The sequence below is a fragment of the Nonlabens sp. Asnod3-A02 genome, assembly GCF_045063755.1.
Lineage (GTDB): Bacteria > Bacteroidota > Bacteroidia > Flavobacteriales > Flavobacteriaceae > Nonlabens > Nonlabens xylanidelens.
Window position 1 is genome coordinate 554,335 of sequence record NZ_JBEFOC010000007.1, and the last position, 18,018, is coordinate 572,352.

Consider the following 18,018-nt stretch of genomic DNA (forward strand, 5'->3'; position numbering starts at 1 on the left):
TTTTAATCTCGCTTTCGCGAAAGTGGAATAGACATAAGGTATCTAGAACAATTATAGATTGTTATAAATTTAAATTAAGCTTTTAAAATATATAATATTAACAACAATCCCAATAAAACCAAGCCTTCTCTAAATCGCCATTTTTAAGATGTTCTTTATCTATAAATAAATGTGCCACTCCTACATCACCAAACATCATGTGTTTTGTATTGCTATCTAGCTGTAGTAACTGGATATGGTTTGTTTTGTCTGTTTGATAATCTCTAGGATCTCCTTGAGTAAAATTACCATAACCGCTTATTTTACTTCCGCCACCGCCATGCATGTCCCACATATATTCTTCAAATTGGTCTTCTTGCTGTTCTGGTATATTAAAATGCGATTCTATTTTTTTAAAATTAACATCTTCCCAAGAACCTTTATCAGTGGCTTTTTCAAAATCTATTTTTAGTAAATATTGAGAAGGACTCTCATCATAGATTTCAGGTGTTAAAAATGGGAAGTTAATTTCTGATGGCATGGATAGAGTTGCACCTTTATGAAAAATTACTTTTACATCTTCAGAATACCAATTGTCTTTGGAGAAGAATAGTTGTAAAATACCTTTTTTAGGAAAAGGTTCTAGATGAGGTACTTCTTCAAAGTTAATTTGACACATTAAGAACATTTCATTACTAGATTCATCTTTTGGATATTCTTTTCCCTGCGGCCAGAATGGGATTCCCATTATTTTTGAATCTTTTAACCCTAAAGGGTCTATAGATAAATCTTTACTAGAAACACTTGTTTTAATTTCAACACATTTTATTTCATATTCTTTAAAATGATGCTTGTGATGCTCTTCAAACTCTTCAAAATCAAAATCTTCTTCACCTATAGAAAGAGTATGAGCTTTCTCAAGTTGGTTTTGAATAGATAATTGATTCTTTTTTTTCTTTTTGAATAAGTCAAATATTCCCATTTCATTTGTTTTTTATTTCACCAAAATTTCCACCATAGCTTTTTATCAGCCTTATCTTTTGGAGCAGGATAAATATCGGTAATGTGGTGGTAATCTTCTTGAGAAATACTAACCAATTTATAGGGCAACACACTTTTATCAATCTCTGTTAAATTTCCTCCAAAATCGTATATAAATGTTTTATTACTTTCATTTACGATATAAACGTTATCTCCATATTCATCTTTCGGATTTGTATATATCATTAACCATCCACTGTTTTTTAATTTAGAGAATTCATAAAGTTGTGAACTATTGTAGAAGCCGTAAACTTTAAAAGAAAATTCATCCAGACCAATAGGGTAATCTAGATAGTTCACGAAGTAATTGAACCGCTCAAAATCAGGTTCATTTGTGAATCTCAAAACAAATTTATCATATTCACCTTTCTTTCTATACAGCTGCAAACCATGAGCAAAACTCGTGTCTTTATATAGATCAACTAAATCATAAATAGCTTTTTCAAGTTTATTTTGATGGTCTGTCTTGATTAGAATGTAACTGGACATGCTATTAACTTTAAGTTCATAAAAATAATAAAACCGAATCAACAAAATGCTGATTCGGTTTTATATAATTATTGGGTAAGGGTATATGTGATTTGATATATTTAAAGCTGTCCAGAGAAAACTAAATACTATTCCTGACACAAAAAATAACCACCTGTATCTATAAAATTTAATTTTATTATTAAAATAATACCAATCTATTAATTCTGTTAAAATACCTAACGAATAAAAAATATTAGCACCTATTAACCAAACAACGACAATTAATAAGTCTGATATTTTAATAGAGTAATGATAGTATGTGATTATTTCATAAATACTTATGAAGCTAGCGATTAAAATAATAAGGTTATAAATCCATCGTTTAGATTCCCACCATTTAATTCTAGACTTAAAACTATTTTCTACTTCAGATTTTTCCAAGTTTAAATATAATAATATTTTCAATGATCTATAAAGTAAAATGCCTAATCAAAATAATTTGATTAGGCATTTTATTTTATAATAACTAGGTATCTAATCCTCTAAATACTCCTCCATAGGAGCACAAGTACACATTAAATTACGGTCTCCATAAGCATCGTCTGCACGACGTACGGTAGGCCAGAATTTATTGTCAGCAATGTAATCTAGTGGATATGCAGCTTGCTTTCTAGTATATGGTAAATCCCACTCATCACTAGTTATCATTTGCAAGGTATGTGGACTGTTCTTAAGAACATTATTAGGCTGGTCTTTAGAAGACTCTGCAATTTCTGCTCTTATAGAAATCATCGCGTCACAAAAACGATCCATTTCTTCTTTGGATTCAGACTCTGTAGGCTCTATCATCATAGTACCTGCCACTGGGAAAGAAACAGTAGGAGCGTGGAAACCATAATCCATCAATCGTTTTGCGATATCTGTTACTTCTATACCGTTTTCTTTAAATGGACGACAGTCTATAATCATTTCATGAGCAGCACGACCTTTCTCTCCTGTAAAAAGACATTCATAACTACCTTTAAGACGTTCTTTAATATAGTTTGCGTTAATAATAGCATACTCTGTAGAGCGTTTTAAACCTTCGGCACCTAACATACATATGTAACCATAAGATATTAAACAAACCGATGCACTACCATATGGCGCTGCACTAATAGGTGAAATAGCCTGATCACCACCTGTAGGTACGATAGGGTTAGTAGGTAAGAAAGGAACGAGTTGTGGTGCCACACATATAGGTCCTACACCTGGTCCACCACCACCATGTGGTATAGCAAACGTTTTGTGTAGGTTAAGGTGACATACATCTGCACCGATGTTACCAGGATTAGTAAGACCAACTTGTGCATTCATGTTTGCACCATCCATATAAACCTGACCACCATTTTCATGGATAAGTCCTGTAATTTCTTTAATCGCACTTTCATAAACTCCATGAGTAGATGGATAAGTAACCATTAAGGCACTTAAATTATCTTTATGCTTTTCTGCTTTTTCACGTAAATCATCTACATCGATATTTCCGTTTTCTAGCGCTTTAGTTACGACTACCTTCATACCAGCCATTACTGCACTAGCAGGGTTAGTACCGTGTGCACTAGATGGAATAAGGCATATATTTCTATGTTGATCTCCACGACTGTGGTGATAAGCACGTATAGCCATTAAACCTGCAAATTCTCCTTGAGCACCAGAGTTAGGCTGTAAAGAAGTACCTGCAAAACCAGTTGCTTCATTTAATTGAAGCTCTAATTTCTTCAACATTTCTTGATAACCAGCTGCCTGATCTACTGGTACAAATGGGTGAATATTTCCCCATTGCGGATTTGAAAGTGGCAACATCTCTGCCGCAGCGTTCAATTTCATTGTACAAGATCCTAATGCAATCATCGAGTGATTTAAAGCCAAATCTTTACGCTCTAATTTCTTGATATAACGCATCAACTCTGTCTCAGAATGGTAAGAGTTAAATACATCATAGGTTAAGAAGTCTGTCTGACGTCCTGCACCTAAGTGAGTTTTTTCTAATAATTCTTTGATAGGAGTGAAGTCTTTAGAAACCGCTTTCGCGAAAGCGGAAACAACATCATTCAAGTCTGCAAGAGAAGTAGTTTCATTTAAAGAAACCTGTACCGTGTCTGCATCTGGATAATAGAAGTTAATCTCTAAATCAAGAGCTTGTTTTTTTACAGCTTCGGCATTTACTTTAAAACTTAAAGTGTCAAAGAAGTTTGCGTTAGTCTGGTAAATACCTAGTTTCTCTACAGCGTCTGCAAGAGTTGCTGTTTGTGCGTGTAATTTATTTGCAATAAACTTTAAACCACGTGGTCCGTGATAAACACCGTACATACCAGCCATAACAGCTAGTAAAACCTGTGCAGTACAAATATTTGAAGTCGCTTTATCTCTTTTAATGTGTTGTTCACGCGTTTGTAACGCCATGCGCAGCGCACGTTTTCCATCTGTATCTTTAGTAACACCTATAATACGACCAGGAATTTGTCTTTTAAATTCTTCACGAGTTGCAAAGTATGCTGCGTGTGGTCCACCGTATCCTAGTGGTATTCCAAAACGTTGTGTAGTTCCCACAACAACGTCTGCACCCCAATGTCCTGGAGCTTCTAGTAATACTAGCGACATAATGTCTGCGGCAACAGCTATACGTATATTGTTTTCTTGGCATTTTTTTGCAAAAGCAGTATAGTCTACCACATTACCACTAGCACCAGGATATTGTAAAAGAATACCGTAATACCCTGCATTTACATCCATCTCTTGTGGATTACCTTCTACTAATTCTATACCTAGAGGAATAGCACGAGTTTTTAATAGCTCTTTAGTTTGTGGTAAAGCATCTTGATCTACAAAGAATTTTATAACATTTTCTTTTTTCTGAGCTCTCTCACGAACTGAGTAAAGTAAAGTCATAGCCTCTGCAGCTGCAGTAGACTCATCTAATAAAGAAGCATTTGCCAGTTCCATACCAGTTAAATCGGTAATCATGGTCTGGAAATTTAATAACGCTTCTAGACGTCCTTGAGCAATTTCTGCCTGGTAAGGAGTGTAAGCGGTATACCAACCTGGATTTTCAAGAATGTTACGTTGGATAACTGCCGGCGTTATAGGTGCATTGTAACCTAGACCTATGTAAGATCTAAATTGCTTATTCTTATCACCTAGTTTTTTAATATGAGATAAAAACTCATATTCACTCATCGCAGGATCTAACTGTAAATCTTGTTGAAGGCGTATGTTATCTGGGACAGTTTCATAAACTAGTTGGTCTATAGAATCAACTCCTATTGTTTCTAGCATGGGTGCAAGGTCTGCCTTGCGTGGTCCGATATGTCTTAGGGCAAAACGATCTGTATTCATAGTACTTGTATGGTCTATTTAAGATAGTGCAAAAGTAGTCGTTTAAGATATCTAAACTAACAAGGGTTAGTCTAGATTTATAGGTATTTTTCAACCTTTTTAACCTAGTTATTAACTATGCGCTGTAAATTTGAACCATGAGGTTATTAAAAACCGTTTTAGATTTCTATATAAAGAGTAGTTTGCACGTTGCAATTTGCTTTGTAGCCTTACTGTACGTGTTTCATTGCTATAGTTTTGTGAAACTGAGTGAAGACTTTGCATTGTTAGGTTTTTGCTTTGTGGTTATAGGATATAACTTTATAAAGTATGCGACACTCGTATATGAAAATAGAGATTTTAAATATAAAATAGAGATTTTTATAATCACTGTCATTAGCGCACTAGTAGGTGCTTATTTATTACTGTTTGAAAGTCTTCAAGCCTATATAGTATTGCTTATATCAGGTCTGTTATCTTTATTTTATGTGATACCATTTTATCATAAAAAAAGTTTAAGGTTAATGTCCATTATTAAGGTTATTACTGTGGTGGTGGTATGGTGGCTAGTAATAATGGTGTTACCAGTTTATTCAGTGTACTCAGAGGTTGTAAATTTGAATGTAGATGGTTTGAACTCCATCGAGCAAATAAACTGGACGCCCTATATTATAAAATCTGTAGAATTGTTTCTCTTTGTATTTAGTTTATTGATTCCTTTTGAGATACGAGATTTAAAATATGATGACCCTAGTTTAAAAACAATACCACAACTAGTAGGAACTAGAAAAACTAAATACCTCGGTATAGTATTATTGCTGTGTGCTTTCTTATTACATCACTTTTATTTCATGCAGTATGAATTCCCGTATTACTTTATTCCCTTATTAATTTATGTGATAACAGCCATTGCAATATGGTTTTCAGATAAATTTAAAGCAGATTATTATGTCAGTTTCTTTGTAGAAGCCATACCAGTTTTTTGGTTAGCTTTATACTGGATGACATAAAAAAAGAGCCGTATGGCTCTTTTAATGTGTTTTAATATGTTTTACTTTTTCATAGACGCTGCAATCCTTTTTTTAATAGAATCTTTTTGTGAGTCAGACAGTGTAACCCATTTGAGTCCTCTAAGTTTGCGCTGGAAACGTTCGTTATTTTTATGAAAAGACCTGCATCGTATGCAGTGACCTTGGTGCAATTTATGACGGAAAGCCTCCTTAGGATTAAGATCTCCATATTGTTCTCTTGTACTTAAAATACTTGCCTCGTCGCAGTTTATAAAAAATCTACCCATCAGATTAGTTGTCTTTGTGCCATTTCTTGTTCATACATTCCATAAGCTGTACTCGAGCTCTATGAATAATTACCCATAAATTAGACGCTGTGATATCGTGTTCCTTACATATCGTTTCAGTTTCTAAATTATCGATGGTCTTTTGAACAAATATAGTGGCATATCTCTCTGGTAGACAGGCAATACATTCTTCAAGTGCTTTTCCTAATTCTTCTTGTTCTATAGTATCTTCTACATTAGGATTGCGCAGGTCTTGAGCCTTTTCTTCCATCCAGTCGCCTTCTTGGTCACTATTAGAAAGATAGCTCATACGTACTTCCGCCTTTCCTTTATTAGAGTTTATCTTGCGATAATAGTCTATAATCTTACGTTTAAGAATAGAAATCAACCAGGTTCTCTCTGTAGAGTTTCCTTTAAATCTATGCGCGCTTTTTAAACCTGCCAGAAAAGTTTCAGATACCAGATCTTGCGCCATAATAGGATCGTTAACCCTACTTATGGTAAAATTAAAGAGGTAGTCACCATAACGGTCCACCCATTTTTCTGGTATTAATTTAACTTCTGGCATATTTAATAAACTGTTTTAACTTATTAGACCAGCTCTTTTTAGAAGAGCATCGATTTTAGGCTCGCTTCCGCGGAAACGAGTATATAATAACATAGGATCTTCTGTACCACCTCTAGAAAGAACATGATCTCTAAATTTCTTAGCGGTCGTGCGATCAAAGATTCCGTTTTCTTTAAACATTTCAAAAGCATCTGCATCTAGAACTTCGGCCCATTTATAACTGTAGTATCCTGCGCTGTAACCACCCTGGAAAATGTGTCCAAAAGAAGTACTCATACAACTACTTGCTACATCTGGATAAAGATCTGTCTGGTCAAATGTTTTTCTCTCATGAGCTTTCACATCTGTAATACCAGTTGGGTCTATACCATGCCAGTTCATATCTAACATTCCAAAAGAAAGCTGTCTTAAAGTTTGCAATCCTTCTTGAAAATTAGCCGCTGCTTTTATTTTTTCTATATACTCAAGAGGTATTACCTCGTCAGTTTCATAATGTCTCGCAAATATCTCTAATGCTTCTTTTTCATAACACCAGTTTTCTAATACCTGACTAGGTAACTCCACAAAATCCCAAAATACAGAAGTACCTGATAGGCTTTGATACTTGGTATCTGCTAGCATGCCGTGTAGTGCGTGACCAAATTCATGAAACAAAGTCGTTACTTCATTAAAAGTAAGTAAAGAAGGTTTTGTAGCAGTAGGTTTTGTAAAGTTGCACACGTTAGAAACATGTGGTCTCACGTTGTTTCCATTTGCATCATGCCACTGTCCTTTAAAGGAAGTCATCCAGGCACCATTACGTTTTCCTTTACGTGGAAAAAAATCTGCATAGAAAATAGAGTTTAAACTATCATCCTCATTTTTTACTACATAAGTAAGTACATCGGGATGGTACTTTTCTATTTCTTGAGTTTCTTCAAAGCTTAAACCGTATAGACGGCTAGCGATTTCAAAAACTCCATTAATTACATTTTCTAATTTAAAGTATGGTTTTAACAACTCGTCATCTAGACTAAATAGACGTTGTTTTAATTTTTCTGAATAATAAGCCGCATCCCATTTTTCTAATTTTGTTATTGATTCAGAAATCTCTGACTGATTAGAAATAGAGATTGCAAAATTAGTCAACTCATCAAAATCGTGTTGAGCAGCAGGTTTTGCTTTTTCAAGAATCTCTTGCGAGAACTGGATAACGGTTTCAGGAGTTTTTGCCATGCGCTCTTCTAGTACAAAGTGTGCATGCGTTTCATAACCTAATAACTGCGCACGCTCATATCTTAAACGTACTATGTTCAGTACATTTTCTTGATTATCATGGTCATCTTTATATGCTTTTTTACCAAAAGCCTTTGACATCTCCTCACGCAATTTTCTATCATCTACATAAGTCATGAATGGAATGTAGCTAGGGTAATCCAGCGTGAAAACATATCCAGTTTTATCTTTAGCTTTTGCAGTTTCTGCAGCTGCTTCTTTTGCACTTTCTGGTAAACCTGCAAGCCTAGAATCGTCTTCTAGGTGCATTTCAAAATCGTTAGTTGCTGCTAGTACGTTCTCTCCAAAAGCAAGGGTCAACTTTGAAAGCTCACTATCTATTTCTCTTAAACGTACTTTCTTATCGTCGGTTAGGTTTGCACCATTACGAGAAAAACGCTTGTATTGTTTATCTAAAAGTGTTTTTTGTTCTTCAGTTAAATCTAGATCATTTTTTTGATCATAAACTGCTTTTACACGCTTAAAGAGTTCTAAGTTTAAAGTTACATCATTCCCGAATTCAGATAACTGCGGACTCACCTCACGAGCGATACGCTGGATTTCGTCATTAGTTTCTGCACTGTTTAGGTTAAAAAAGATGCTGGATATACGTCCTAGTGTCTCTCCAGAAGAATCTAGCGCTTCTATTGTGTTCTCAAAAGAAGGTGCTTCTGTATTCTCTGTGATAGAATTTATTTCCTTTTTTGCTATTTGTATCGCTTTCGCGAAAGCGGACTCATAATCAGACTCCTTGATCAATGAAAAAGGCGCTGTGTTATGAAAAGTATGAAACTCTTGTAATAAAGGATTGTTATCTGTGCTCATATTAAGTGTAAAAGTAATGGTCAGAAAGAAGAAAGTCATTACTATTTTGTTAAACTTTATCTTCTGAAGGTTAAACAAAGTAGTTAAACGAAAAAATAGCCATAGCCAAAAAGACTCACCATAAGAACACCGTGAATGATGCCCAGGTAGTTGTGATCTTTTTGTGTGTACTGCCTGTTAATGATGACTGCCATCAAGAAATTAATACCACCTGCGGTTAAGAAATGCCACTGGACAGAGTGTCTCAACATCATTTCATAACCGAACCATAATGCGGTTAAAGCAATAATAAAAATAGAGGCTATTTGAAAAGCTCTAGACATTTTCACGCATTTGTGCAGCCGCCTTAGTCACTTTTTCTTTAAGTCCTTGTTTATAATTTATAATGCGCTCACGTACATCTTCTTGCGTGGCACCTAGTATTTGTGCAGCAAGAATACCAGCGTTTTTTGCACCATTAAGAGCAACAGTTGCTACTGGTACACCGCCTGGCATTTGTAAAATAGAAAGAACACTATCCCAGCCATCTATAGAATTACTAGATTTAACCGGCACTCCTATTATAGGTAATGGAGATAAACTGGCTACCATGCCTGGTAAGTGTGCAGCACCACCAGCACCTGCGATAATTACAGCGATACCGTTTTCGTGCGCTGTTTTACCGAATTCAAACATTTTCTCTGGTGTGCGATGGGCGCTTACCACATCTACCTGAATTTCTATTTCTAGTTCTTTAAGAACATCTATTGCGTCTTGCATCACTGGAAGGTCGCTCGTAGACCCCATGATAATAGCTACTTTTTTATTCATGAGGTAAATTTACAAATATGAGGTCAGTTTTTTAAAACGAAATTGTGATATTATTGACACAATACTTAACAGTATTGCAACAACTGTATGCGCTTTTAGTACGTAATTTTACCATATCTAAAAATAAGACAGATGATTAAAAATATTTTAATAGCCATTATGGCAATAGGTTTTGTCTCTTGTGGTAATAATACCTCAAAAGAGATCGCAATGAATTCTTCTCATGATCACATGCAACAAGAAAAAGTGTATGAGGTAAAGAAGTCTAATGCAGAGTGGAAAGAAGTTCTAACAGCATCTCAATACAATGTGTTGAGAGAAGCTGGAACAGAACGTCCACACACGAGTCCTTTAAATAAACAATATGCTCCAGGTACACTAGTATGTGGTGCATGTCATGCACCAGTTTATGATAACGCACATAAATTTGATTCTGGTACAGGATGGCCTAGTTACGATAGAGCGATAGAAGGACAGGTAGAGCGCGATACCGATTATAAAATAGGATATGCACGTACAGAATTGAAATGTAACACTTGCGGTTCTCACCTAGGTCATGAATTTAGCGATGGTCCTAGAAAAACTACTGGTAAACGCCACTGTATAAATGGTGTAGCTTTAGATTTTATACCACAAGGTCAGGAATTGCCTCCTTTAAGAAAATAAACATACAAGTTGCGTAAGATTTGAAGAGAGCTCTGGACTAACTAGTCGAGAGCTTTTTTTTGTATCGCTATTGCGAAAACGAGATTAATTCAAGAACTTTAGATCATGACAGAACAAGAATATAAAGACAAACTGACTCCAGAGCAATATCACGTGTTAAGAGAGAAAGGAACAGAAAGACCATTTACAGGAGAGTATAATACAAACTATGACAGCGGTGTTTACAGTTGTGCGGCTTGTGGTAATGAATTATATAAATCAGATCAAAAATTTGATTCAGGCTGTGGATGGCCTTCCTTTGATGATGAGGTAGAAGGAGCAATTGAGCGTAAACGTGATACCACTCATGGTATGATACGTACAGAGATTATGTGTTCTAATTGTGGCAGCCACTTAGGTCATGTTTTTAACGACGGCCCTACAGCAACAGGAATAAGACATTGTGTGAATAGTTTAAGTCTAGATTTTAAAGCAGAGTAGGTTTTAATCTTGTCATTCCGTACTTGATACGGAATTTTACATTTCTCGATTTATAATGTGACTCTTTTCCGTATGTGTAAATGCTATGAACTTTATTACTTATTAATCTTCTCAATATAACGACAAAAGAAAATGCGAGGCTCTCGCTAGAGCGCGCATTTTCTTTTTTTTATTCAAAACTAATATTGATTTCATTTTCCTTTCATTCATTTATAATTTCTGCCGCTGTCGGCGGTGGTGGTAAAGGAGGTAGAATTTCCTCAACAAAATGTAAATTAAATGTAGATATTTCTTTTATGGAGTTTAATTGTTTAATGTTAAGTGCTTTAAGAGGTTGGTGGAATTTGTTCTCACTTAGTAATTCTGCATATCTAATATATGCAGAAATCATAAAATGTAGAAATTCATCTATAACTTCTTGATTTACATTATTATCTTTAATGATGGAGAGGTAGCAGTCTTTTCTACCAAAAGCATTTAAATAATTAGTAATATCCAATTTTTTTAAATCTTCTTTAGATAATAATTGTCCATCTAATAGTATCTGATTTTGATTAGTAAATATGGCTGTAACTCCAAATCCTCTATTGCAAGTAGGCCTGTTGTTACAATACCCCATTGCTAATGAACTAATCATACCATTTTTAGTGATTGAATTAAATTTTAAATAATCAATACAATCTGTATTTAACGATTTCTTTAATGCAGTTTTAATTTCTTTGTTATCATATTCTTTTATCTTTAAAGTGGGAACTTCATCGTTATTCCTCAACAAGTAAGCTCGGTAATCAAATTTTTCAGACTCCTCAATAGAAGTTTTTGTATCTGTTTTACAGGATGTTAAAATCAGTACACATAAGAGTAATAAGGTTGGTAGGTTTTTCATGAATTATAGGTTATCAATCTTTGTGCCTTTTATTAAATTCTTTTTTGAAATAACTATACAATTGTGTGTCAAGTAAATAAATTCAATTTTCAATGCTATCTATTACTAGATATGTGCCAGTAATTAGATACTTAAAGAATCTTTCTGTGATATTATTGTTATATCATTTTATGAGATTTGGTCAAACTTAAAAGTGGACTCTCATGAAAAAAATTACTTTACTAATTACTTATTTATTCACCATAGGACTTGCACAAGCGCAATGTTCACAACCTGCGAGCAATTTTGGTAACAATACCGTCCCTAATTATGATGTGTCTGGAGATATAGATGTTGTTCTTAATGCAAACAATACGGTATCAGTAAATCTAGGAAATAATTTCTCTACAGCGGCTGGACCAGATGTTAGAATATTCTTAGTAGATCGTGGTACATTAACAGATAGCCAGTTAACGGTACCTAATAACTTCTTAAACAGCCCTCGAATAGAAATAGGTCTTGTTTCTAGTTTTTCTGGTGCTTCTAGCTATACAGCAGCTTTACCTAATAATGTCAGTATAGCAGATTATCAAACGGTGTTTTTCTATTGTTTACAATTCAATCAATTTTGGGATTTTGGATCATTTACAACCATAGATAGCTCTAACTGTACTTTATCTAATGAATTAATTGAAAAAACAGAATTTTCTATCGCGCCTAACCCTGCGGTAAATGATCTTACTATACAAAGCAATTCTACAACAGCTATTCATTCGGTTTCTATTTATAATATACTTGGTAAAGAAGTGTATTCTAGAAAAGGAAATGTGGAAGAAAGAATCTCCATTCAGGATTTACAGGACGGTGCTTACTTTGTCAGAATAACAGACGAAGAGAATTCTGTCTCAACTATTAAATTGCTCAAAAAGAGTTAATAAATAGTGTAGGTTATACTAAAACGAAAAAAGCGATACTTGTATAAGTATCGCTTTTTGTATTTAATTAGTTGAAGCTGTTAAGAATTCCACTCTGGTAAATCTTCCATCCAGACTTTTAATTTTGTTTTCTTTTGAATAGTTCTCATGTGATTTGACTCTTCTTTAGAAACTAAAGAGATCGCTGTACCAGCGTTTTCTGCACGACCAGTTCTACCTATACGATGTATGTAATCTTTAGGAGAGCGAGGCAATTCATAATTAATTACATAAGGTAAGAACTCAATATCTATACCTCGAGAAAGCAAATCTGTAGTAACAAGACATCGCACGCCAGTTTCTGCATGATTTTTAAAAGCTTCTAGATTTTCATTACGCACGCCTTGAGTTTTTTTACCGTGTATCGCTTTGGATTTTATTCCATTAACGTTAAGCTTATCATTTACATGATCTACTTGATAGGTGGAAGAACAAAAGATCAACACTTGTTGCATGTCATGCTCTTCAATAAGATGTCTTAAAAGAACGCCTCTTTTTTCTTGAGTAACACGGTAACCTAATTGTTTGATAAGAGAATAATCTTGCTCTTCTTCTTCAATTTCTATGACTACTGGATCAGTTAATAATCCTTCTTGTATATCTTTAACTTCACGACTTAAAGTAGCCGAAAATAATAAGTTTTGTTTCTTTTTAGGTAAATGATAAAGAACAGCATCCATCTCTTCTTTAAAGCCTAGAGAGAGCATTTTATCTGCCTCATCCAGCACAAGAACCTTACATTCTTTAAGAACCACAGCGTTAGCCTCTACCAGCTCAATAAGTCGTCCTGGTGTAGCCACCAACACGTCTACTGTATTCATCTTCATCATTTGAGGATTAATACTCACACCACCATAAACAGGCATTGTAATAAGAGGTTGGTCCAGTGCCTTAGAAAAAGTTTTAATCACCTCACTCACTTGTACGGCAAGTTCTCGAGTAGGTACCATTACAAGACCACTTATGAATCTGTTTTTAGATTTAATACCTTTTAAATTTTGAAGAAGTGGCAACGCATAACTAGCTGTTTTACCAGAACCAGTTTTTGCAATACCCAGCACATCTTTTCCTTCTAGAATTACAGGAATAGCCTGTTCTTGTATAGGAGTAGGCTGTGTTAAATTCTGATCGTTAAGGGATTTTATAAGTGCAGGATCGAGTCCTAATTTTTCAAATGACATATAGGTTTTTTACAAGCTACAAAGGTAAACGATTTTCAATGCTTTTGTTATTCCTTTTCTGTCTCGTTTTCCCTTATCGCCGTGATGTGCAATTCTACGCGACGGTCATAAAAATCACTCTTGCCAGTTTTAAAATTGGCCATTTTTCCTATAGTAGTAAATCGAGTAGGGTCTAAGCCATATTTTACAAAGAACCTCTTAATTTGCTCTGCTCTGGCAGTAGAGAGATTCCACTGTCCTGTGTCTTTATCGAGTCCAGGTTCATTTAAACCGTTGCAACATATATGACCTTGTATTTCTATTTCATACTTTTTATGAATCATTAAAGAGTTAATAATCGAGTCCATTACAGGATAAGAAATTTCTCTTAATCGGTGTGTGCCAGGGTAGAAGATGACATTGTTAAAAACCAATTTGTCATTTAATTTAAGACTGTCTGTAATTTTGGATGAGATCTTTTGTAAACTTTTTTCTTGTGATTCAACAGCTATGACTTCGCTGTCTCTATTTCTATTTAGTAAAGTTGAATCTGGATATTCATAGCTAACATTTATTTGTACACGTCTATTTAATTGATAATCCCCTTCAAAATATTCCAAGTCGCCTGGATTTAACTCTCCTCGAACATGAATTTCAAATATCGATGGATCAAAATTGCCTTTAGAATTGAAAAAATCTTGAACATTTTTTACTCTTCTTAAAGCTAAATCTTTATTATATGAATTCGATCCACGTTCATCACAAAAACCAGTTAGTATTATTTGTTTTACAACGGATCCATTTTTAAAAAGAAACAAATCCTCAATTGTCTGACGAGAATCATGATAAAATTGATCGCTATCAGTTTCAAAATAAACGGTAGACATTACAGAAATAATTTTTTCATTTTTTCCAGTGTCTTGGGACAGACAAAAATTAGTCGTTAAAAGCAACCCTACTATTAAAAAATTCTTAAGCATCATAATGAATGGCGTGAACTGAATTATATTTAGGTATGAACAAAAACCTTTCCAAAAAAATACCTGCATCTTATTATCAACAAGAAGATGTAGTAGCTATCGCAAAGGATTTAATAGGTAAGAAAATAGTATCTAATATAAACGATCAATTGACATCTGGTATTATAACAGAGACCGAAGCTTATCGTGGTTATGACGATAAAGCCTGTCATGCCCATCTAGGTAAGTTTACAGACCGTACTAAGGTGATGTATGAGGACGGTGGCGTTGCTTATGTTTATTTATGCTATGGTATTCATAACCTTTTTAATATCATAACTAATTCTAAAGACCAAGCAGACGCGATTCTTATACGCGCTGTAGAGCCTGTAGATGGAGTAGAAGTGATGTTAGAACGTCGCAATAAATTAAAACTAGATAAAACACTCACTTCTGGACCAGGTAATTTCAGTAAAGCTTTTGCCTTAGATAAATCACATTACGGTGCTTTTCTTACGGGAGATCTAGTGTGGGTAGAAGAGAATGATCAGTTCCGCTTTCGCGAAAGCGAGATCACAACCACCACCAGAATAGGTATAGATTATGCACAAGAAGATAAAGATTTGCCCTGGCGTTTTTATTTAAACACGTCTAAGTTTATTAGTAAACGTTAAGTTTGTAAAATGAAAAACTTAATCAAAATTATAATCATTTCCTTAGTTATAGTACAACTTACTAGTTGTGGCTACACCAGGACAGAAGATGATAAGTTTCCTGAAATGGCAGCTTTTCCAGACCATTCTAATGATATGATCTCGATTAAATCTGCTGGTATGAGAATAGATACCATTTATACCACCAGTAAGAATGAGTTGATGGGATATGTTGAAATACTAGATGCTGATGGTGATAGTTATAGTAAAAAAGTTATAGCAAAATTTGACAAGAATTTAAATATAATGGATTCTGTTTCTGTCTCAAGAAATACTTTCATAAATAAAAACGGGCAGTTTTATCGGTACAATAGAGAAGGTGAGTTAGAACGATTTGATAACATAAGTGCGACACCTGTTTTAATACCAGAACACCCTTTTAATGGAGTGAAATTTAAAGAAGATCTAGAGAAAGAGTTGGCAAAAAATGGACCGTTTGCTACACATAAATTCCCAGATAGTCTAAGTTATGAAATTGCAATGAAGAATGACTCAATAAGCTATCATCGCGCTGTAGATGCGTTTGAAAAACAAGTATTACCGGGCTTGCTATGCTTTAAATACACCCTAGGAATCACCATTCTAACTTATGCAAATCAAGAATATCGAATAAATAACCTGCCACGAGCTCTATGGGACAGTGCTTATGGGGATAGAAAAACATGTAATACCATGTTATCAGAATACTTAGAATGTGATCGGGCAAAAAAGTACATAACTCACTATAAAGATCATATAAAAATAACCGACCAGGCAGTTACAGGTAACGGCAGTTCTGGTGGTAATCATTTTGTTTTTGGATCCTTTTACACAAAGGGTTTTGAATATTATGAACTAGAAATAGAAGGTGAGGTAACCACATTTAAAAATTATGGTAATGTAGTAGGTTCTCATAGAGTTACCTCTAGAAATCTACCAGGCACAAACGTGTACCTGATAGATGTAAAAGGTGATATGTATGACCATCCAGTAACTTACATAGCTACTTTAAAAGAATAGTCTATCTATATTCTGGGTTATTAAAAGCCCATTTATTACCATTATTCCATTCTTCTTTTGAATTACCATAGGTAGAATAGCCGCCATTTTCTTTAAGCATTTTTGCAAGGTGCATTAAATTATAGGTCATAAATGTGGTATTACGTTTAGTAAAATCATTATCCAGACCTACTTGACCATCATCTCCATAACTAGGTCCAGGACCAGCTTCTCCTATCCATCCAGCATCTGCTTGTGGTGGTATGGAATAACCTACATGTTGCATGGAATATAAAATTCCCATAGCGCAGTGTTTAATACCATCTTCATTACCTGTGATAATAGTACCACCTACTTTTCCATAGAATTTATACTGTCCTTTATCGTTAGTAAGCCCACTCATGGAATATAAACGTTCAATTAATAATTGTGCTTGTGACGATTTTTCACCTAACCATATAGGAGTACCTATGATTAAAATATCTGCAGCATCCACTTTTTTATAAATATCATTCCACGCGTCAGTATCCCAGCCATGTTCTGTCATGTCAGGTTGTACACCAGTTGCAACATCATGATCTATAAAACGTATGTGCTCAACGTCTACACCTTCATTTTTCATGATGTCTGCACTTACATCCATTAGGACTTTAGTATGACTTTTTTCTGGTGATCTTTTAAGAGTACAGTTTATATAAAGTGCTTTTAATTTTGAGAAATCTGGTTTATTCATCTTGTATTGTTTTTGAGGATTATTTTGATCTCGCTTTCGCGAAAGCGGAACTATTATTTTAATTTTTTAGTTAATTTTTAGGCTGTTGCATTTTTTCTACCATTTTTAGAATCACTTTTTTAGGCGTGATGGGTAGAGTATGGAGCATGGCTTTTTGCGTAAATGTCAGACCGGCTTTGATATCCATTTTACCTTCAATCATTGCGTTATATGCCGTAGTGGCAACATCTAGTGGTGTAGCGGTGTTGTCAAACAGAGATGTTTTATCCATTCCCGATGTTTTACCAAAACCAGTATCTGTAGCGCCAGGCATTAAATTAGTCACCGTAATATTAGTATGTGATAATTCTTGAGAAAGTGCGTTGCTCAGTGAGGTTACAAAGGCCTTAGTCGCAAAGTAAACGGCCTGCATAGGTCCTGGCATAAGACTCGCGGTAGAAGAAACGTTGAGTATTTTCCCTTCATTGCGCTCTACGAAGTCTGGTATAAATAAACGACATAGATGTGTTAATGCAGTAATGTTGAGCAGAATCATATTTTGATCTTGTGCCCAGTCTCTTTCATGAAACTTACCTATACCGCCAAAACCTGCATTGTTAATCAAATAATCTACTTGAATACCAGCCGATTTTACTTCGTCGTAGATCTCTTGTGTAGCGTTATAATTGGTAAGATCTTTTTCAATAACATGAACAGAAACGTTATACTGGTTTTCTAATTCTTCTTTAAGTAATCGCAATTGATCAGCACTCCTGGCTATGATAACCAGATGACCACCTTGTGAAGCATGTATTTTTGCGAGTTCTTTACCTATACCGCTGCTAGCACCGGTTATTAATGCAGTTTTCATTTTATTTATGTTAAAACATAAAGATAATGAACTAATAG

General features: G+C 34.6%; 19 protein-coding genes. 6 read left to right on the top strand and 13 right to left on the bottom strand.

From position 1 onward, the window contains the following. Window positions 1-97: 97 nt before the first annotated feature. From ACJJVN_RS05855 to gcvP, 3 genes are all read right to left on the bottom strand, one after another. Entirely contained in the window at window positions 98-961 is an 864-nt protein-coding gene (locus tag ACJJVN_RS05855) for a YwqG family protein (RefSeq protein WP_405377442.1), read from the bottom strand. 17 nt (window positions 962-978) lie between these two features. Beyond that, window positions 979-1,509: a hypothetical protein gene (locus ACJJVN_RS05860; protein ID WP_405377443.1), complete on the bottom strand. Its 531-nt coding sequence runs from the start codon at window positions 1,507-1,509 to the stop codon at window positions 979-981. A gap of 516 nt (window positions 1,510-2,025) precedes the next feature. After that, window positions 2,026-4,869: an aminomethyl-transferring glycine dehydrogenase gene (gcvP, locus tag ACJJVN_RS05865; RefSeq protein WP_405377444.1), complete on the bottom strand. Its 2,844-nt coding sequence runs from the start codon at window positions 4,867-4,869 to the stop codon at window positions 2,026-2,028. A 137-nt stretch (window positions 4,870-5,006) separates the two neighbouring features. On the opposite strand from gcvP, the gene ACJJVN_RS05870 reads away from it, so the two are divergent. After that, complete coding sequence (locus ACJJVN_RS05870) at window positions 5,007-5,858, top strand: hypothetical protein (protein WP_405377445.1); 852 nt, start codon at window positions 5,007-5,009, stop codon at window positions 5,856-5,858. A gap of 41 nt (window positions 5,859-5,899) precedes the next feature. On the opposite strand, the gene ACJJVN_RS05875 is transcribed toward ACJJVN_RS05870, so the two are convergent. The 5 genes from ACJJVN_RS05875 to purE all read right to left on the bottom strand — a co-directional run bounded on the left by ACJJVN_RS05875 (window position 5,900) and on the right by purE (window position 9,602). Beyond that, the gene (locus ACJJVN_RS05875) at window positions 5,900-6,145 is read right to left on the bottom strand and encodes a hypothetical protein (protein ID WP_146080392.1); all 246 of its coding nucleotides are present in this window, start codon (window positions 6,143-6,145) and stop codon (window positions 5,900-5,902) included. Window positions 6,146-6,149: 4 nt separating this feature from the next. Then, window positions 6,150-6,713, bottom strand: a complete 564-nt coding sequence (locus tag ACJJVN_RS05880; RefSeq protein ID WP_104515294.1) for a sigma-70 family RNA polymerase sigma factor — start codon at window positions 6,711-6,713, stop codon at window positions 6,150-6,152. Window positions 6,714-6,728: 15 nt separating this feature from the next. Then, window positions 6,729-8,792, bottom strand: a complete 2,064-nt coding sequence (locus ACJJVN_RS05885; protein WP_405369380.1) for a M3 family metallopeptidase — start codon at window positions 8,790-8,792, stop codon at window positions 6,729-6,731. Between the two features lie 83 nt (window positions 8,793-8,875). Further along, window positions 8,876-9,115 (bottom strand): hypothetical protein, encoded by a 240-nt coding sequence (locus ACJJVN_RS05890; protein WP_146080391.1) that lies wholly within the window; start codon window positions 9,113-9,115, stop codon window positions 8,876-8,878. Then, a complete protein-coding gene (gene purE, locus ACJJVN_RS05895) occupies window positions 9,108-9,602 on the bottom strand; it encodes a 5-(carboxyamino)imidazole ribonucleotide mutase (protein WP_104515292.1) in 495 nt (164 codons plus the stop codon). Before purE ends, ACJJVN_RS05890 begins: the two co-directional genes overlap by 8 nt. A 132-nt stretch (window positions 9,603-9,734) precedes the next feature. On the opposite strand from purE, the gene msrB (ACJJVN_RS05900) reads away from it, so the two are divergent. Together msrB (ACJJVN_RS05900) and msrB (ACJJVN_RS05905) are read left to right on the top strand one after the other, a co-directional pair. After that, on the top strand, window positions 9,735-10,268 hold the full coding sequence (gene msrB / locus ACJJVN_RS05900; RefSeq protein WP_104515291.1) for a peptide-methionine (R)-S-oxide reductase MsrB: 534 nt from the start codon (window positions 9,735-9,737) through the stop codon (window positions 10,266-10,268). A 105-nt stretch (window positions 10,269-10,373) separates the two neighbouring features. Further along, complete coding sequence (gene msrB / locus ACJJVN_RS05905) at window positions 10,374-10,748, top strand: peptide-methionine (R)-S-oxide reductase MsrB (protein ID WP_405377446.1); 375 nt, start codon at window positions 10,374-10,376, stop codon at window positions 10,746-10,748. Between the two features lie 202 nt (window positions 10,749-10,950). Here msrB (ACJJVN_RS05905) and ACJJVN_RS05910 read toward each other — a convergent pair whose 3' ends face one another. Further along, on the bottom strand, window positions 10,951-11,634 hold the full coding sequence (locus tag ACJJVN_RS05910) for a hypothetical protein (protein ID WP_405377447.1): 684 nt from the start codon (window positions 11,632-11,634) through the stop codon (window positions 10,951-10,953). A 203-nt stretch (window positions 11,635-11,837) separates the two neighbouring features. Here ACJJVN_RS05910 and ACJJVN_RS05915 point away from each other — a divergent pair, with 203 nt between their 5' ends. Then, window positions 11,838-12,548 (top strand): DM13 domain-containing protein, encoded by a 711-nt coding sequence (locus ACJJVN_RS05915; protein ID WP_405377448.1) that lies wholly within the window; start codon window positions 11,838-11,840, stop codon window positions 12,546-12,548. Window positions 12,549-12,628: 80 nt separating this feature from the next. Here ACJJVN_RS05915 and ACJJVN_RS05920 read toward each other — a convergent pair whose 3' ends face one another. Then, window positions 12,629-13,768: a DEAD/DEAH box helicase gene (locus ACJJVN_RS05920; RefSeq protein WP_405377449.1), complete on the bottom strand. Its 1,140-nt coding sequence runs from the start codon at window positions 13,766-13,768 to the stop codon at window positions 12,629-12,631. 47 nt (window positions 13,769-13,815) lie between these two features. Next, window positions 13,816-14,730 carry an OmpA family protein gene (locus tag ACJJVN_RS05925; protein WP_405377450.1) on the bottom strand — a complete coding sequence of 305 codons (915 nt, stop codon included), beginning with the start codon at window positions 14,728-14,730 and terminating at the stop codon, window positions 13,816-13,818. A 32-nt stretch (window positions 14,731-14,762) separates the two neighbouring features. Here ACJJVN_RS05925 and ACJJVN_RS05930 point away from each other — a divergent pair, with 32 nt between their 5' ends. Both ACJJVN_RS05930 and ACJJVN_RS05935 read left to right on the top strand, forming a co-directional pair. Further along, window positions 14,763-15,380: a DNA-3-methyladenine glycosylase gene (locus ACJJVN_RS05930; protein ID WP_405377451.1), complete on the top strand. Its 618-nt coding sequence runs from the start codon at window positions 14,763-14,765 to the stop codon at window positions 15,378-15,380. Between the two features lie 9 nt (window positions 15,381-15,389). Then, on the top strand, window positions 15,390-16,418 hold the full coding sequence (locus ACJJVN_RS05935; protein WP_405377452.1) for a hypothetical protein: 1,029 nt from the start codon (window positions 15,390-15,392) through the stop codon (window positions 16,416-16,418). A 1-nt stretch (window position 16,419) separates the two neighbouring features. Here the strand turns inward: ACJJVN_RS05935 and ACJJVN_RS05940 are convergent, their stop codons facing one another. Together ACJJVN_RS05940 and ACJJVN_RS05945 are read right to left on the bottom strand one after the other, a co-directional pair. Beyond that, a complete protein-coding gene (locus ACJJVN_RS05940) occupies window positions 16,420-17,130 on the bottom strand; it encodes a flavodoxin family protein (protein ID WP_405377453.1) in 711 nt (236 codons plus the stop codon). Window positions 17,131-17,200: 70 nt separating this feature from the next. After that, a complete protein-coding gene (locus tag ACJJVN_RS05945) occupies window positions 17,201-17,980 on the bottom strand; it encodes an SDR family NAD(P)-dependent oxidoreductase (RefSeq protein WP_405377454.1) in 780 nt (259 codons plus the stop codon). Window positions 17,981-18,018 lie beyond the last annotated feature (38 nt).

What these genes read in the sequence shown, in the direction of transcription:
- ACJJVN_RS05940 (WP_405377453.1), bottom strand. Translation starts at nt 17,130, where the DNA reads ATGAATAAACCAGATTTCTCAAAATTAAAAGCACTTTATATAAACTGT.
- ACJJVN_RS05860 (WP_405377443.1), bottom strand. Translation starts at nt 1,509, where the DNA reads ATGTCCAGTTACATTCTAATCAAGACAGACCATCAAAATAAACTTGAA.
- ACJJVN_RS05880 (WP_104515294.1), bottom strand. Translation starts at nt 6,713, where the DNA reads ATGCCAGAAGTTAAATTAATACCAGAAAAATGGGTGGACCGTTATGGT.
- msrB (WP_104515291.1), top strand. Translation starts at nt 9,735, where the DNA reads ATGATTAAAAATATTTTAATAGCCATTATGGCAATAGGTTTTGTCTCT.
- ACJJVN_RS05930 (WP_405377451.1), top strand. Translation starts at nt 14,763, where the DNA reads ATGAACAAAAACCTTTCCAAAAAAATACCTGCATCTTATTATCAACAA.
- ACJJVN_RS05945 (WP_405377454.1), bottom strand. Translation starts at nt 17,980, where the DNA reads ATGAAAACTGCATTAATAACCGGTGCTAGCAGCGGTATAGGTAAAGAA.
- gcvP (WP_405377444.1), bottom strand. Translation starts at nt 4,869, where the DNA reads ATGAATACAGATCGTTTTGCCCTAAGACATATCGGACCACGCAAGGCA.
- ACJJVN_RS05925 (WP_405377450.1), bottom strand. Translation starts at nt 14,730, where the DNA reads ATGATGCTTAAGAATTTTTTAATAGTAGGGTTGCTTTTAACGACTAAT.
- ACJJVN_RS05920 (WP_405377449.1), bottom strand. Translation starts at nt 13,768, where the DNA reads ATGTCATTTGAAAAATTAGGACTCGATCCTGCACTTATAAAATCCCTT.
- msrB (WP_405377446.1), top strand. Translation starts at nt 10,374, where the DNA reads ATGACAGAACAAGAATATAAAGACAAACTGACTCCAGAGCAATATCAC.
- ACJJVN_RS05915 (WP_405377448.1), top strand. Translation starts at nt 11,838, where the DNA reads ATGAAAAAAATTACTTTACTAATTACTTATTTATTCACCATAGGACTT.
- ACJJVN_RS05870 (WP_405377445.1), top strand. Translation starts at nt 5,007, where the DNA reads ATGAGGTTATTAAAAACCGTTTTAGATTTCTATATAAAGAGTAGTTTG.
- purE (WP_104515292.1), bottom strand. Translation starts at nt 9,602, where the DNA reads ATGAATAAAAAAGTAGCTATTATCATGGGGTCTACGAGCGACCTTCCA.
- ACJJVN_RS05890 (WP_146080391.1), bottom strand. Translation starts at nt 9,115, where the DNA reads ATGTCTAGAGCTTTTCAAATAGCCTCTATTTTTATTATTGCTTTAACC.
- ACJJVN_RS05875 (WP_146080392.1), bottom strand. Translation starts at nt 6,145, where the DNA reads ATGGGTAGATTTTTTATAAACTGCGACGAGGCAAGTATTTTAAGTACA.
- ACJJVN_RS05910 (WP_405377447.1), bottom strand. Translation starts at nt 11,634, where the DNA reads ATGAAAAACCTACCAACCTTATTACTCTTATGTGTACTGATTTTAACA.
- ACJJVN_RS05855 (WP_405377442.1), bottom strand. Translation starts at nt 961, where the DNA reads ATGGGAATATTTGACTTATTCAAAAAGAAAAAAAAGAATCAATTATCT.
- ACJJVN_RS05885 (WP_405369380.1), bottom strand. Translation starts at nt 8,792, where the DNA reads ATGAGCACAGATAACAATCCTTTATTACAAGAGTTTCATACTTTTCAT.
- ACJJVN_RS05935 (WP_405377452.1), top strand. Translation starts at nt 15,390, where the DNA reads ATGAAAAACTTAATCAAAATTATAATCATTTCCTTAGTTATAGTACAA.